15 protein-coding genes are annotated in these 14,905 nt (G+C 69.4%); 7 read left to right on the forward strand and 8 right to left on the reverse strand.

The window, feature by feature from the left end; genetic code table 11:
- Nucleotides 1-185 precede the first annotated feature (185 nt).
- On the reverse strand, nucleotides 186-1,163 hold the full coding sequence (locus tag ACH4YL_RS13375) for an alpha/beta hydrolase family protein (protein ID WP_398507423.1): 978 nt from the start codon (nucleotides 1,161-1,163) through the stop codon (nucleotides 186-188).
- 169 nt (nucleotides 1,164-1,332) lie between these two features.
- Between ACH4YL_RS13375 and ACH4YL_RS13380 the strand changes: the two genes are divergently transcribed.
- A complete protein-coding gene (locus tag ACH4YL_RS13380) occupies nucleotides 1,333-1,929 on the forward strand; it encodes a TetR/AcrR family transcriptional regulator (protein WP_398507424.1) in 597 nt (198 codons plus the stop codon).
- 132 nt (nucleotides 1,930-2,061) lie between these two features.
- On the opposite strand, the gene ACH4YL_RS13385 is transcribed toward ACH4YL_RS13380, so the two are convergent.
- Both ACH4YL_RS13385 and ACH4YL_RS13390 read right to left on the reverse strand, forming a co-directional pair.
- Entirely contained in the window at nucleotides 2,062-3,105 is a 1,044-nt protein-coding gene (locus ACH4YL_RS13385; protein WP_398507425.1) for an MBL fold metallo-hydrolase, read from the reverse strand.
- A gap of 83 nt (nucleotides 3,106-3,188) precedes the next feature.
- A complete protein-coding gene (locus tag ACH4YL_RS13390; protein ID WP_398507426.1) occupies nucleotides 3,189-4,112 on the reverse strand; it encodes a serine hydrolase in 924 nt (307 codons plus the stop codon).
- 46 nt (nucleotides 4,113-4,158) lie between these two features.
- Here ACH4YL_RS13390 and ACH4YL_RS13395 point away from each other — a divergent pair, with 46 nt between their 5' ends.
- Nucleotides 4,159-5,127, forward strand: coding sequence for a LysR family transcriptional regulator (locus tag ACH4YL_RS13395; RefSeq protein WP_398507427.1), 969 nt, complete (start codon nucleotides 4,159-4,161; stop codon nucleotides 5,125-5,127).
- Nucleotides 5,128-5,212: 85 nt separating this feature from the next.
- Here the strand turns inward: ACH4YL_RS13395 and ACH4YL_RS13400 are convergent, their stop codons facing one another.
- Nucleotides 5,213-5,686 (reverse strand): carboxymuconolactone decarboxylase family protein, encoded by a 474-nt coding sequence (locus tag ACH4YL_RS13400; RefSeq protein ID WP_398507428.1) that lies wholly within the window; start codon nucleotides 5,684-5,686, stop codon nucleotides 5,213-5,215.
- Between the two features lie 65 nt (nucleotides 5,687-5,751).
- Between ACH4YL_RS13400 and ACH4YL_RS13405 the strand changes: the two genes are divergently transcribed.
- Nucleotides 5,752-5,907: a hypothetical protein gene (locus ACH4YL_RS13405; protein ID WP_398507429.1), complete on the forward strand. Its 156-nt coding sequence runs from the start codon at nucleotides 5,752-5,754 to the stop codon at nucleotides 5,905-5,907.
- A gap of 142 nt (nucleotides 5,908-6,049) precedes the next feature.
- On the opposite strand, the gene ACH4YL_RS13410 is transcribed toward ACH4YL_RS13405, so the two are convergent.
- Nucleotides 6,050-7,651: an MFS transporter gene (locus tag ACH4YL_RS13410; RefSeq protein WP_398507430.1), complete on the reverse strand. Its 1,602-nt coding sequence runs from the start codon at nucleotides 7,649-7,651 to the stop codon at nucleotides 6,050-6,052.
- 97 nt (nucleotides 7,652-7,748) lie between these two features.
- Entirely contained in the window at nucleotides 7,749-8,726 is a 978-nt protein-coding gene (locus ACH4YL_RS13415) for an NAD(P)/FAD-dependent oxidoreductase (RefSeq protein WP_398507869.1), read from the reverse strand.
- A gap of 132 nt (nucleotides 8,727-8,858) precedes the next feature.
- Between ACH4YL_RS13415 and ACH4YL_RS13420 the strand changes: the two genes are divergently transcribed.
- From ACH4YL_RS13420 to ACH4YL_RS13430, 3 genes are all read left to right on the forward strand, one after another.
- Nucleotides 8,859-9,464 (forward strand): helix-turn-helix domain-containing protein, encoded by a 606-nt coding sequence (locus ACH4YL_RS13420; protein WP_398507431.1) that lies wholly within the window; start codon nucleotides 8,859-8,861, stop codon nucleotides 9,462-9,464.
- Between the two features lie 129 nt (nucleotides 9,465-9,593).
- Complete coding sequence (locus tag ACH4YL_RS13425) at nucleotides 9,594-10,466, forward strand: class I SAM-dependent methyltransferase (protein WP_398507432.1); 873 nt, start codon at nucleotides 9,594-9,596, stop codon at nucleotides 10,464-10,466.
- 551 nt (nucleotides 10,467-11,017) lie between these two features.
- Nucleotides 11,018-11,929: a MerR family transcriptional regulator gene (locus ACH4YL_RS13430; protein ID WP_398507433.1), complete on the forward strand. Its 912-nt coding sequence runs from the start codon at nucleotides 11,018-11,020 to the stop codon at nucleotides 11,927-11,929.
- 324 nt (nucleotides 11,930-12,253) lie between these two features.
- Here ACH4YL_RS13430 and ACH4YL_RS13435 read toward each other — a convergent pair whose 3' ends face one another.
- The gene (locus ACH4YL_RS13435; protein WP_398507434.1) at nucleotides 12,254-12,544 is read right to left on the reverse strand and encodes a hypothetical protein; all 291 of its coding nucleotides are present in this window, start codon (nucleotides 12,542-12,544) and stop codon (nucleotides 12,254-12,256) included.
- Here ACH4YL_RS13435 and ACH4YL_RS13440 point away from each other — a divergent pair.
- Nucleotides 12,531-13,079, forward strand: a complete 549-nt coding sequence (locus ACH4YL_RS13440) for a dihydrofolate reductase family protein (protein ID WP_398507435.1) — start codon at nucleotides 12,531-12,533, stop codon at nucleotides 13,077-13,079. The genes ACH4YL_RS13435 and ACH4YL_RS13440 overlap by 14 nt on opposite strands.
- A gap of 46 nt (nucleotides 13,080-13,125) precedes the next feature.
- On the opposite strand, the gene ACH4YL_RS13445 is transcribed toward ACH4YL_RS13440, so the two are convergent.
- On the reverse strand, nucleotides 13,126-14,853 hold the full coding sequence (locus ACH4YL_RS13445; RefSeq protein ID WP_398507436.1) for an MOSC domain-containing protein: 1,728 nt from the start codon (nucleotides 14,851-14,853) through the stop codon (nucleotides 13,126-13,128).
- Between the last annotated feature and the right edge of the window lie 52 nt (nucleotides 14,854-14,905).

Consider the following 14,905-nt stretch of genomic DNA (forward strand, 5'->3'; position numbering starts at 1 on the left):
CGAGGACATCATCCGGCGCACCTGCGGACAGAGCCGGTCGCTTCAAGAACAGACGCTCGCGCCGAGGACGGCCAGCAGGACGACCAGCCGGGACCAGCCGGCCCCCACGCAATGACATCGCAGCAGCGCGAAGGGCGGCCCCGAGAACCGGGACCGCCCTTCGGCGTACACGTGCTGCGGACGGCTTACTTGGATTCGACTCGTCCGACCGGGCTGGGGCCGGTCGTCAGTGCCTCGCACACGGACCGCCATGTGGGGGCGCCGGGGTGGAGCTGGGTGTGAAGGTAGGCCGCGGTGAGCCGCGCCAGGGCGGCGACCCGCTCGGGGTTCTCGTCCGTGGTCTCGGCGGCGTCGTATCCGGAGATCCCGCCGAGTCCGTGCTCCGCGTCGAACAGGGTGAGCAGGGTTTTGGGGCCGGGGGCGAGGGTGTAGGGGTCGGCGTGCCAGTCCGGTCCCATGTCCGTGAAGTGCCGGGAGTCGTCCTTGTCGCCGGCGACGACCAGCGCGGGTGCGGTCATGGTGGAGAAGTCGACGGCCCCGATGATCGGCCACTGCTCGGCCATGGGCCCGTTGAATACGTCGCCGCCCCTGCCGGGCGCGGCGAGCAGCGCGCCCGCCTTGATCCGCGGCTCGACGAGGTGCACCACGTTCCCGGTGTCGGGGTCGGTGAGCCCGGCGCCGAGCAGGAGGCCGGCTGTGAAGCCGCCGAGCGAGTGTCCGGCAATGGCGACCTTGGTGTGGTCGATCCGCCCGGCGAGCTGCGGCACGGCGTTCTCGATCACGTCGAGCCGGTCGAGGATGTGTGTCATGTCCTCGGCGCGGGAGCGCCAGAAGTCGGGTGCGCCGGGGGCGTCGGCAACCAGGTGGCTGAGTGTCCTGGAGGTGAGGTGGGTGGGCTGGACGACAACGAATCCGTGTGCCGCCCAGAAGTTGGCGAGCGGCGCGTAGCCGTTCAGCGAGGAGAGGTTGTTCGAGGGGCCGTGGCCGTGCGAGAGAAGGATGACGGGAAGGCTGGTTCCGGTCGCGGGTACGGAGACACGTATCTCGAGGTCCACGGGACGTCCGGGTACGGACAGCACCACCGGGCCGAAGGACAGGACCGGGATGGGCGCGCCCGAGGCGTCGGCGGAGGTAGCGGTGGTGGTGGCGGTGGATGTGCTCACGATGTGGGTTCCCTTTCGGTGACACCTGCCGTCCGCCGGTCTCGTGCGACCGGCGGACAGGCAAGGCGGTCAGGAGCGGCCCGTGTCGGCTAAGCTGAAACGGAACGCTGCTCCACTTAATATCCGGAACAGCGCTCCGTTTTGTCAAGCGGTGCCGAAGGAGAACGTGATGCCCACCGAGAGCCCCGCCGGGGAGCCGCCGGCCCGAAGCAAGCGGGCCGACGCCCAGCGCAACCGGCAGACGGTGCTCACCGCCGCCGCCGAGGTGTTCGTCACCTCCGGCGTCGACGCGCCGATCCGACAGATCGCGGCCAGGGCGGGCGTCGGGATGGCCACGATCTACCGCCACTTCCCGACCCGGGCGGATCTCGTCACCGCGGTCTACCGCCACCAGATCGAGGCCTGCGCCGAAGCCGGCCCGAAGCTGCTGGCCAGTGCCGACTCCCCGCTCGACGCACTGCGCCAGTGGATCGACCTCTTCGTCGACTTCCTGGTCACCAAGCACGGGCTCGCCGACGCCCTGCAGTCCGACAGCGACCGTTTCGCCGCGCTGCACACCTACTTCCTCGACCGCCTGATGCCCGTCTGCGCCCAACTGCTCGACGCCGCGGTCGACGCCGGCGACATCAGGCCCGGCATGCAGCCCTACGAGCTGATGCGCGGCATCGGCAACCTCTGCATCGGACGCGACAGCGACCCCCGCTATGACCCCCGCCGGTTGATCGCACTGCTCCTCAAGGGGCTACAGCAACCTCGACCGGCCTGACGACGACATTCACCGGCGACGGACACGGCGTAGCGCTGCGGCCTGAGCAGACCCGGCGAACCCATGCGGGTCACGGTCGCGGCACTGAGCGCGCCGGGCGGTGGCCGGTCGACGTCGGTCGGCCTCGCTGAGTCACTTCCTGGGGCGCATGTCGCCGTCGTACACGGTGCGGTAGTCCGGGACGACGATCCGCGTCGCCGGAGACTCCCTGTGCACCCGGGCAATGAACACGTCCAGGTCCATCGACGGGTCACGCAACGGGGGCCCGCTCAGCGGCTCTTCGAAGTTGTCCCAGTGGACGGGGACGACGACGTCGGGTTCGCTCAGTGCCCGCAACAGGCGGGGCACGTAACGGTGCGTGGACGCACTGGACGGCACGGCGACCATGGCGAGATCGGGCCGCAGACCGCGTACCGCCTGCTCGGAGAAGTCGCTGGCGCCCATCAGGAACGCCGTCGGGCCGTCGCTGCCGACGCTCACCTGGAAGGCAAGCGTGTCACCTTCCGGCAGGTCGGAGATGGTCTGCGGGGGCGTCGCGGGCGGTGCGTTCCGGGTGCCTGGAATGAAGTAGGAGTACTTCTTGTTGCGGCTGTGCAGGCTTGCCACGACCTCGACGGTGAGTCCGCCGAAGTCCAGTACCTCACCGCCCTTGACCACGGAGATCTGCAGCGGGTCGACCCCGAGGGCGATGAGCAGGTGGTACGTGGTCTCGGTGCCGACCACGCGGGCGCCGGTGGACTTGGCGATGTACGGCACGTCGGCGATGTGGTCCCAGTGGGAGTGGCTGACCAGGACGAGTTCGGGGCTGCCGATGTGCTCGCGCACCGTCTCAGGATTGACCGTGAGCTTCGTAGCCGGGTCGAAGGCGCCGTCGAACAGGCCGGTTTTGAACCGGGTGAGGTACGGGTCGAAGAGCACGGTCCGCCCGTCGACGTCGATACGCCAGCCCGAGGTGCCCAACCAGCGGAAGGACGCCGAACCGGTGGCCCGGCCACCGCCTTTACGGCCTGCGGTCTCGGACGCGGAGGCGGTCGCGGAGGCAGAGGCGGAGGCGGTCGTGGAGGCAAGGAACGGGGCAGCCGCCCCGAGGGCCGCACCGCGCAGCACCGTACGGCGGCCGAATCTGCGGTCAGTCTGCGCGTGTGCATCGTCTGAGCCATGTGTTTCGCGGGTCATGGGCATCAGAAGATCAAGGCCCGGCCGACGCGTCCAAGACCAGATGTCCACCACCGCGATACCCGAACGCATATGAGACCTGCTCACCGGTCCCGCGTGCGGAGGAAGTCGACGGCGATTCTGGCGGCGGTGCCGATGGCGGCGTCCACCGCCTGGCGGGAGGCGGTCAGTTCGCGGGTACGGGCGAAGACGGCAACCGAGTAGCACCCGCCGTCGGGATAGTGGACGACCCCCGTCTCAATGTGCAGCCCCGGCAGGGTTCCGGTCTTGGCCGCGATCACTGCCTCGTCGGGGAACCCTGACGCCAGCCGGTGCCGGAAGACCTGGCGGGTCATCAAGTCGCGTACGAAAGCGCAGGCTTCAGGTGTTCCCGCCGCATCGCGCCAGATGAGCCGGAGCAGTCTGGTGATCTCGCGAGGGGTACTGGCGTTGGTGCGCTGCGGATCCAGAACGGCCAGCCGTCTCTTGTGGTCGTCGGGCAGCTCCGGGTAGCGGGCGGCGAACTCCGCCTCGCTGCGCGCTCCGACCTCCGCGAACATCGACTGAAGCACGTCCCGCGGGCCGCCCACGATCCGGGTCCGGTCGAGTCCGAGTTCCTTCGCCAGCAGTCGCACGGTGTCCAGGCCGACCCGGGCCAGCAGCAGATCGGCCGCCGAGTTGTCGCTGACCGACATCGCGAAGTAGGCGAGGTCACGCAGCGACAGCTCGACGTCGTCCAGGCAGCCGGCCGTTCCCCAGCCACCGAGCCGGTCGGCCGCCGTCACCAGGGCCCGCTCCCGTGGGTCGAGTTGACCGGCGGCGACCTGTCTGGCGAACTCGAGGACCAGCAGCACCTTGAAGACCGAAGCGATCACGACCGGTTCGTCGGCGCTGACGGCGACCTCCCGGTCGTCCGGCGTCGCGTCGGCCTCCACGGCGACCGCCGAACGCACGTCGACGGGGACGGCATGCAGCAGCCCCACGGCACCCGCCCGCGCGAAGACTTCGCGGATCCGTTCCTCGATCATCGGTTCCTCCCCCCTCGTTGACGGCCGTCGCGTAAGGTCCTTGAATGTGGATCTCTTGCGCCACCTGCGTCTTTTCGTCACCGTAGCCGAGGAGCTGCACTTCAGCCGGGCCGCCGAACGCCTGCGAATGGCCCAGCCGCCACTCAGCCAGGCGATTCGGCGGCTGGAGAAGGACCTCGGTGCCGAGCTGTTCGACCGGTCACAGCGCAGTGTCCGGCTGACCGCCGCCGGAGTGGTACTGCTGGAGGAGGCCCGTGAACTCCTCGCTCGCGAGAACCGCCTGCGTACGCTGGCACGGCGTGCCGGCGACGGCGCCCTCGGCACGCTGCGCGCGGGCGTACCACCCGACACCACGGCAGCCGTGCTGTCCGCGCTGCTCGCCGCCTGCGCGGAGCGCTCACCAGGCCTGTCCGTCGACCTCCAGGAAGTCACCACGGAGGAGCAGCTGCGCCTGCTCGACTCTGGCGGACTCGACGTCGGCCTCGTCCACCACCCGGTGGACGCCACCGAACTCCGGCTCGGCCCGGTTGTCTCGCTGGACCTGGGCGTCGTCCTGCCCCGTACCTCGCCGCTGGCCCGGCTGCCCGAGGTGGCGCTGGGCGAGCTCTCCGGCCATGACCTCGTGCTCTTTCCGCGGGCGCACGCCCCCGGCTGGTACGACCGGATCCTGGACGCCTGCCGCACCGCGGGCTTCGTGCCCGGCCGCCTGCGGCATGCTTCCAACCCCGAGTTCCTGCTGGCGTTGGTGACAGCGGGCCACGGCGTCGCCTTCGACCAGGGGCCGGTGGCCCGCAAGGAACCCCGCGTCGCCTGGCGGCCACTGGCGGACCGCCCTCTCACCCAACGCCTCAGCGGCGCCTGGCCCGCCGACCGCACGGCCCACCCGGCCGCCGGACACTTCGCGCAGCTCGCAGCCGACGTACTCACCCGCAGCCACACCGCCATCCCACGCGGTGACCGCGACCACCGCCCACCGGACGACTCCCGGCGCCCATGGTCGGTGGTCTACGGCTAGGCCGTTTCGTTCTCTGGTCGGCCTGATGACCCGACCGGAACGGCCACCCCTCTGTCAGCCACTCCTTGCTGTCCGATACTCCTGGCTATCCGAACTGGCCGGGCTGGTAGTCGCCGGCGGGCTGCTGGACGATGACGTTCACACGGTTGTACGCGTTGATGAGGGCGATGAGGGACACCAGGGCGGCAAGCTGGTCCTCGTCGTAGTGGCTGGCGGCGTTCGCCCAGGCCTCGTCCGTTACCCCGCCGGCCGCGTCGGCGATGCGGGTTCCCTGCTCGGTGAGCTCCAGCGCGGCGCGTTCGGCGTCGGTGAAGACCTTGGCCTCCCGCCAGGCCGCGACCAGGTTGAGGCGCAGCGAGGTCTCCCCGGCGTGGGCGGCGTCCTTGGTGTGCATGTCGGTGCAGAAACCGCAGCCGTTGATCTGGCTGGCGCGGAGCTTGACCAGCTCCTGCGTCGTGGCCGGCAGCGTCGAGTCCGAGACCTCCTTGCCCGCCGCGTTGATGTACTTCAGGAACTTGCCTGCGACCGGGTTGCCGAAGAGGTTCAAGCGGGCATTCATGGTGCGCTCCTCTGCTCTGCCTTTGTTTGTGGTGACACATCCATGACGGAGCAACGCGGCAAGATGTGACACGACCGAATGTGACGTGCGTCGCCCTCGCCGTCGCGCTGCTTGCCGTGGACGCCGTCGCGTCACTCATCGCGTACTACATCGGCATGGACGCGGCCGGGTACGGGTTCTTCGACACCGGCGCCGACAACAGCGAGTGCCACGGATCCTGAGCACCCTTCGAAGAAGCGGCCCCGTTCCTCGCGGACCGTTCCACGGCGGGAGCGCGCGATGAGTGCAGTACTACGACTGTCGGCGTTGGCCGATTGATCGCCAGGGCCCAGCGCTCCGGGACCGCCTTAAGTTCCTACGCGGTCATCCGGCGGCGATCGTCTCGGCGGCCTCGGCCTCGTCCACTGCCACGGGGGAAGGGTTCCTCGGGCCGCGCAGGGCGATGTAGACGAACAGCGCGCCCATGACGGCGACGCCTGCCCACATGGCCTGCTGCCAGCCGTCGACGAAGGACTGCTGGGCGGCATGGACGATCTGCTGCGCGTGCGAGCCGGTGCTGCCCGAGACCTCGACGGCGTTGGCGATGCCTTCGCGGGCGGTGTCCGCGGCCCCCTGGGGGACGCCGTGCAGCCGGTCGTCAATCGCGCTGCGGTAGCCGGCGGACAAAAGCGCACCCAGCATGGCGACGCCCAGCGCGGTGCCGAACTCGCGGGTGATGTCGTTGAGTGCGGAGGCGACGCCCTGCTTCTCACGCGGCAGCGAGCTGGTGATGGCCTCGGTGGAAGGCGTCATGGACAGGCCCATGCCGATGCCCATGGCGAGCATCCCCGGCAGGATGGTCAGGTAGCCGCCATCCACGGAAACGAAAAGCGCCATCAGCACCAGGCCCACACCGGCCAGAGCGACGCCCACGGCCATGGTCGAGCGGGAGCCGATGCGGGCGGCCATTTTGGGGGCCACGCCGGAGGTCGTCATCATCATGACGGCCATCGGCATCATCGCCGCCGTGGACAGCAGTCCCGACCAGCCGAGCACGGCCTGGAAGAACGGGAACAGGACCACGGCGATGCCCGCTTGGACACCGAAGACCACCAGCAGCGTGATCGAGCCGCCGGCCAGGCCGCGCTCCCGGAACAGGCGTACGTCCAGCAGTGATGCGTCCCGGCGGTGCAGCTCCCAGGCCACGAAGCCGATGCCGGCGGTGAGGCCGACGGCGACGCTGATCAGCGTCGCGGGGGCGGTCCAGCCGCGCTCGGGCCCTTCCTGCAGGACGAAGATGAGGCCGATGACGGCGACGGTGGACACCAGCGCGCCGACGCTGTCGAAGGAATGGGCCGAGCGTTCACGGGAGTTGGGCACCGACTTCAGCGTCATGCCCAGGGCCACGATGACCAGGACCACCGGCAGTACGAACAGCCAGCGCCAGTCCGCGACATCGGCCAGGAGCGCGGAGAGGAACATCCCCAGGATGCCGCCGCCTCCGGCGACGCCGGTCCACACACCGATCGCCTTGCCGCGCTGCTCCTCTGGGAAGGTGGAGGTGATGACGGCAAGGGTGATCGGCATGATCATCGCCGCGCCCACACCGCTGGCGACACGGGCCGCGATCATGACCTCGGCGGTCGCGGCCAGGCCCGCCACGACGTTTGCGACACCGAAGATGCCAAGTCCGGCGATCAGCATGGGCTTGCGGCCCAGGCGGTCACCGATCGCGCCGAGCGGCAGCAGCAGCGCGGCCAGGGCCAGGGTGTAGATGTTGATGATCCACAGGACCGTGTTCTGTGAGGCCCCGAACTCGACGGCTATGTGGGTCTGGGCGACGTTCAGCCCGGACACCGACGCGATGACGGCCATCAGCGCGATGGAGACGGCGATCAGGATGGTGCGCAACTGACGCGCGTCCGGTGCGCCGCCCTCGGCGCTGGCTACGGCGGCGGCCCCCTGTGCGGGCTGGTTCGTACTCATGGATTCCTCTCGAAAAAGGGCATGGGGGAGCTCGGCGTCGGAGCCTGCCCGGACGCCGGGATGCGGATGGAAGGAGCGTCAGTGCGCGCCGCGGATGTCAGGCGGTGGCGGTGCCGCTCTGGGCTGCGGCGAGTGCCGCGTCGGTCTCGGCCGTGGCCAGCAGGGCGTTGATGTGGGATGCGGCCAGCGCGCCGGCCGCGGCGGAGGCGCCTACCTGGGCGGTCAGGTCGGTGGCGTTGCCGGCCACCCACACCCCGGGCACCTCGGTGGTTCCGGCCATGCCGGAGGCGAAGCGGCGGCCCATGTCATCGGGCAGGTCCTCCATCGGCAGCTTCAGCCCGTCCAGGCCCTCGGCGCGGGCCTGCATCCGGGTGGCGACCGCGAGAACGCGGCGGGCAATGAAGGCGCCATGGGCCAGACGCACGCCCGCGACACCGCCGTCGTCGGCTTTCACGACCTCTTCCACGGGGGTGTCGACGATACGGATGCCCCGGGCGGCGAAGCGCGCGCGGGTGTCGTCGTCGAGTGCGGTGTTGCGGGTGAAGTAGACGAGGTCGTCGGTCAACTGGCGGAACAGCAGGGCGTGGTGGATGGATGCACGGCCGGTGGCGAGGACACCGATGGGCTCGTCGCGTACCTCCCAGCCGTGGCAGTACGGGCAGTGCACGACGCTGTGTCCCCAGTGTTCCGCGAGCCCGGGAACGTCGGGCAGCACGTCCCGCAGGCCGGTGGCCACCAGCAAACGGCGTGCCGTGATGGTCCGGCCGTCGGCCAGGGTGATGGTGAAACGCAGATCCCCGTCGGCCGACGGGGCGGCAGGCTCGGCCGAGGCCACCTCGCCGAAGACGACCCGGCCACCGTACTGGCGCACCTGCTCCCGGCCGAGCTTCAGGATCTCGGCGGGCGGCGTACCGTCCAGCACGATGAAGCCGTGCATGGCATCGGCCGACGCGTTGCGGGGCGTGCCACTGTCGATCACGACAACGGAGCGGCGGGAGCGGGCGAGCATCAGCGCGCTGTTCAGGCCCGCGGCGCCGCCGCCGATCACCACGGCGTCCACGGTCTCACAAGGCATTGCGTCGCTCGCGCACACGGAACTCTGCACGGACATCTCCTCGCGCCCTTCTTTCGTCCGTGGCCCAGCCGATCCGGGTCAGCTGCCTTGGACGTTAAGCCCGGATTGCATTGGGGGCATACCATGTTGCCTATGACGCAAGAAGATGGCGCGCTGGACAGCCTCGTACGCAAACGCATCCGCGCCCTGCGGGTCGCACAGGGCTGGTCCCTGGAGGAACTGGCCACCCGCGCCAACCTCAGCCAGTCCTCGCTGAGCCGCATCGAGAACGGCCGGCGCCGCCTTGCGCTGGACCAGCTCGTCACCCTGGCCCGCGCCCTGGATACCACCCTCGACCAGCTCGTCGAGAACGCCGCCGACGACGTCGTCATCAGCCCCATGATCCACGGTACCCACGGTCTGAGCTGGCCGATGAAGGGCGACCCGGCCATGAGCGTCATGCGTCAGCGGATGACCGAGCCGCCGCCCGACAATCCCTCCAAGATGCGCGCCCACCCGGGCCGGGAATGGCTCGTCGTGCTGTCCGGCACCGCGATCCTGATGCTGGGCCACCGCCGCTTCCGCATCGAGACCAACCAGGCCGCCGAGTTCCCGACCATGATGCCGCACGCCATCGGCGCCGAGGGCGGCCCTTGCGAGATCATGGGCATCTTTGACCGCGACGCCCGCCGCGGACATCGCGAGACCGACGATCAGCGCAAGAACGGCGACAGCGCCGCGCAAGGCGCCGGGCCGTAGCCACACCGGCGCCGCCGTCCCCGGCCCAGCAAGGGTGCACCTTGCGCGCCAGGCAGCACACAGGGCCATCGCCTTGCGTAATCCGCAAGAAGGTGTGCCGAAAGCGCATGGCGCGCCTAATGTAGCGGCATGACGCAAGCACACGCGCCCCGCGAAGGCGACCACGAGCACGGCCACCACCAGCAACGCGGCGCCGACAGCGGGCAGGCGGAGATCCTCGACCTGGACGCGGAAGTCCTCGCCGAGCACATCGCCGCCATCACCAAGTGGCTGCCCCTGAAGAGCGGCCCGCGCCAGATCGTGGACCTGGCTTCCGGTACGGGAGCGGGCACCTTCGCGCTCCTCGAGCGCTTCCCCGAGGCGCACGTCATAGCCGTCGACGCCTCGCACGGACACCTGCAACGGCTGCGGGAGAAGGCGTGCGCCCGCGGTGTGGGCGAGCACGTGCGCACCGTGCAGGCCGACCTCGACGACGCCACCTGGCCCGACCTCGGAACGCCCGACCTCGTATGGGCGTCGGCCTCCATGCACCACATGGCCGACCCCGACCACGCCCTGCGCACCGTCCGCGACCTGCTCGCGCCCGACGGCCTGTTCGCCGTCGTCGAGCTGGCCGGCTTCCCCCGCTTCCTGCCCGAGAACGCCCCCGCTGACCGGCCCGGCCTGGAGGACCGCGTCCACGCCGCGACCGACCGCTTCCACGCCGAGCACGTGCCTCACCGCGGCGCCGACTGGGGACCCTTGCTGAACGCCGCCGGATTCGCTGTCGCAGGCGAACTCGCCATCGCCGTCGACATCGACGGGTCCCGCGACGCGGCGATCGGCCGCTACGCCCTTGGCGCGCTGCAGCGCATCCGCGGCGCCGCCGCCGCGGAGCTTGCGGCGGAAGACCTCACCGCGCTCGACCGGCTGCTCGACACCAGTAGCCCGCACAGCATCCTGCGCCGTGACGACCTCGCGGTACGCACCGAGCGCACCGTCTGGGCCGCGCACCGCAACTGACGCGCCATCCGGGGACGGGGTTTGCCCTTGCGGCAGCCCCAGCACCCAATGTCTGCGCACATCCCATGAGTTCCCGTGACCCCTGCTGAGGTCCCGAGTCGCTGACCTGAAGCTTCTCCCTCATTCGCGTGGTCGGCCAGCCAGTGACGTCACTTCGGAATTCCTGAAGCATTCTCATCCCATCCGACCAATCTGCGGCCTGGTCGAAGGCGAGGAGGCGCATGCCGTCGGTGCTGGTGGTGGTGAGGGAACTCAGCAGAGCTCGGGAGAACTCACCGGATGTCGCCGAGGCTCCCGGCATGTCTCCTGCTTTTCCTGCGCTGCGCAGTCGTGGAGGCGATTCTCTTCGGGAGTGCGCCTCCACGGCAGATGGCGTCGCCAGGACTGATGCGCTTTCGCTGAGACCCGTCGTGTGCCGGGTCCGCACGAGGTCCTGTCGACCTGCCTGACCGCCACGGCAAGCGGCGGAAAGCCCCTCGACGTCAAGATCCACCGGCTCGCGTGCCCGGGCGCTTGAGTCTCCAGCGGCTGGAGGGTCCAAGATCTCGCCCATGGAAGACGAACGCCCCGACGTGCTCACCATCGGCCAGCTCGCGCACTGCACCGGACTTTCGGTGCGCACCCTGCGCTTCTGGTCGGACGAGGGAGCGGTGCCGCCCGTGGCCCGCTCGGCAAGCGGCTACCGGTTGTACGACGCCGAGTCCGTGGCCCGCGTCGAGCTGGTCCGCACCCTGCGGGAGCTGGGCCTCAGGCTCGACGACGTCTGCCGCGTCCTGAGCGGCCGCACCACGGTCGCAGAGGTCGCCGACGCGCACGTGGCCGCGCTCGACGCGCAGATCCGCTCCCTCAAGGTGAGCCGTGCCGTCCTGTCCACCGTATCGAAACGTGGTTCGACCGCTGAGGAGACAGCACTGATGAACCGGTTGGCGCGGCTTTCCGCTGCCGAACGCAAGCAGATCATCGACGAGTTCAAAGAGGAGGTGTTCGGCGGTCTCGCCGCCGACCCGCGCCTGCGTGACCGCATACGCACCTACAGCATCGAATTGCCAGACGATCCCACACCTGAGCAGGTCGACGCCTGGATCGAACTGGCCGAGCTGGTTCGGGACCCCGGTTGTCGCGCCCGGTTGCGCACATGGATGGAGCTCAACACGCCCGTACCGGGGCATGGCCGTCCCCCCGGGGCGTCCATCTGGTGGGCCAGGCAGGTCGCGCAGACCGTCGCGGAGGTCAGAAAACGCGAAGTCGCCCCCGAGGGGCCGGCAGCGGCCGAGGTGCTGTCCGAGCTGTTCGGTGACGCCGATCGGGCCGCCGTGCTGCGCAGCCTGGAGGCCGGGATCGAGGCGGGGGCGGAACGCTACCGCAGGCTCGTCGCCCGCGTGCGCGGACAGTATTCGTCTCCCGACGCGACCGAGGAGCTGGAGTGGCTGGCACGAGCCCTGCGTGCTGCGGATCAGGCCTGACCGGCCGTGTCGACCTGCCTGGCCTTCGGCTTCGAGAGGCCCTCGGACTGCCGGAAGTCGTTGCGTCGACAATCGTCGACACTCCTCGTTCCCAGACAGTGATGCGCCGCATCGGCATGACCCGGGATCCGGCTGACGACTGCGAGGATCCGAGTGTGCCCGATGGGCCACTACGTGCTGTACCGGACCTGCGCAAAAGACCGGCCCCGCGAGTTGGCCTCGAACCCGCGGGTCTATTCCCCAGAAGCATGGCACCGCACCCTCAGGTTCGCGCTGAAAGACCCTCAGTTTCAGCGAACTCGCGGGAATCTTGGCCCCGGAGTCCTACCTCTGACCCACGGTGCAAAGTAGGTGTCGCCCTGCCCGGCGTCCTCCCTCTCGGTTCAACAAGCAGAACTTGACAGGGAAGGCCTCGGCCAGCAGCACCTCGCGCCGGGATTCGTCCGTGGTGCGCTCCAGGATCTTCGAGAGGGCGTCGAGCTGGCGGATCATGATGGTCGGCATTCCGGCGCTCGTCGCTCGTCGATGAGTTCTGCCGGCCAGGCCGGTCTGCACTTTCGACATGTTGACCACATGACATCGACGGCGAGGAGCAGCAGCGATGCGGAAGATCATCGAGCAGGCGGTAGTCACCCTGGACGGCCAGATCAGCACACCGCAGGACTGGCTTCCCACCAGGTGGGTCGGCGAGTTCGAGCAGCTCTCCAAGGACTTGCTCTATTCCGTCGACGCGCTCCTCTACGGGCGGGTGAGTTACGAGAACCACGCCGAGGTGTGGCCGACCCTGGAGGAGGCGTTCGGGGACTACGCGGTCCGGATGAACACCGTCCCCAAGCACGTCGCGTCGCGCACCCTCACCGAGGTGAAGTGGAACGCCACGCTGCTCGGGGACGATGTCGTCGACTCCGTGCGGAAGCTGAGGGAACAGCCGGGTGGCGACATCCTCAAGATCGGCACTGGCGGCTCTTTCAGCCGGACGCTGCTCGAGCACCGGCTGGTCGACGAATACCTGTTCTGGTTGTTCCCGGTCGTCGCGGGCAGCGGCGAGCGGCTCTATGAGGGGATCGACACCACGGAATTCGACCTGATCGACGTCAAGCGGCTCGACAGCGGCATCCTCGGCCTCACCTACATTCCGAACACCCGCTGACACCACCGGGCCACCATCGTCTCCAAACGGGCGCGCGGCACGACGGTCAGAGGTCGAGGACGACTTCCGTGGTCGGTTGGCTGCAACAGGCCAGGACGGTGCCCGCCTCGGGGGGTTCGAGGGGTTGGGGGGTGTAGCTGATGTCGCCCGAGACGAGGGGGGTGATGCAGGTGTGGCAGACGCCCGTGCGGCAGGACCAGCGCGTAGGGATGTCGCAGGCCTCGGCGAGGTCGAGGAGCGAGGCGAGGGCGAGTGACCAGGGGGTGGTGATGCCGCTGCGGGCGAAGGTGACAAGGGGGCCGGTGCCCGGAGGGCCGGGTGGCTGGTGCGGCCGGACCGCGGCAGTCGGTGTGATGCCGGGGTTGATGGCGGGGAGGGCGCTGAACGCTTCGGTGTGGATTCGCTCGGGGGCGAGGCCGTGATCGCGCAGGTAGCGGCCGAGGTTCTCCATGAATGCCGGTGGTCCGCAGAGGTAGGCGTCGGCGTTGGAGGGAATGCCCATGTCGGCCGGTGAACGGGCGGTCATGCGGCCCTGGCGGATGCGGGGCCCGTCGTTTTGGGGGTCGGCTTCGTCGGCCGCCGTGTAGTAGATGTGCTCGTGGGCGTGGGGGAGTTGTGCCACCAGGGCGTGAGCCTCGTCCGCGAAGGCGTGGTGGGTGCGGTCACGGGCTGTATGGATCCACCACACGGGGCGTGGGTCTCGTACGGCGGCGAGCTGGTGGAGCATGGCCAGCACGGGGGTGGCGCCGATGCCTGCGGAGATGAGGACGACGGGGCCGGTGCCTTCCTCAAGGACGAATGTCCCGCGAGGGTTTGCGACGTCCACGAGATCCCCTCGGTGGAGGTCGGCGTGGAGGTAGCTGCTGACCTGCCCATGGGGCTCACGTTTCACGCTGATGCGGTAGGAGCTGGCTTCGGACGTGGAGGACGAGGACAGGGAGTAGCTCCGCACCGTGGGCGCGGTCTCGCCCGTGGTGACGCGGAGCGAGAGGTACTGGCCTGGCCGGGCCGCGGGGAGTCGCGTGTCGTCGGTGCTGTCGAGGTAGATCGAGGACACAGCGGGAGTCTCGGCGACGATGCGGGCAACGCGCATCGCCTTGAAGCCCGGCCACCCAGGCTCCTGTGTCGGCTGCGGGGCGCCGGCGAGTTCGCGGAAGGACTGCTGCCAACCCGGGCTGAGGGCTGGGATGTTCAGTGCCTTCCGCAGTTGGGCGGGGTCGCGGTGAGGGAGGTAGAGCAGAGCGTCGATGTCGGCGACGCTGAGTTCCTCCGGGCCCTTGCGGGTGAGGGTGATCTCGTCGCCGGCTTCGACGTATCCCTCGGTGAGGACTCGCAGGTAGAAGCCGGGGCGGTGGTGGGCGACCAGGAGAGACGCCATGGCAGGCTCTCGCAGACGTATGCCGACGCGGTAGCACGTGACGCGAGGCTGGGTGACTTCGAATTCGGCTTCGCCGATGCGGTACCGGTCGCCGATGCACACTTCGTCGTCGGGCATGCCGTCGACGGTGAGGTTCTCCCCGAAGATCCCGAAGGTCAGGTCGTCGCGGCCGAGCTGCTTTTGCCAGTACTGGTAGGACTGCAGCTGGTAGACGAGGACGGCGCGCATCTCGCCTCCGTGCCCAGCGCGGTCGCCTTGGCCGTCGCCGTCGATGTTCAGCCTCCGCACCATCCGGGGGCCGTGCACGGGGGCCTTCCACGCGCCGGTGTGGACAGTCCTTTCCTGCCAGGACACGTCTTTCGGCATCCCTACGTTGACGGACAACAGCGGTGCCATAGCGGTTCTCCTGCGTGGGTGGCTGCCGGGGACAACGTGGCCGCGGGAATCG

Origin of the sequence: Streptomyces sp. NPDC020681, assembly GCF_044334895.1 — a bacterium.
Taxonomy (GTDB): domain Bacteria; phylum Actinomycetota; class Actinomycetes; order Streptomycetales; family Streptomycetaceae; genus Streptomyces.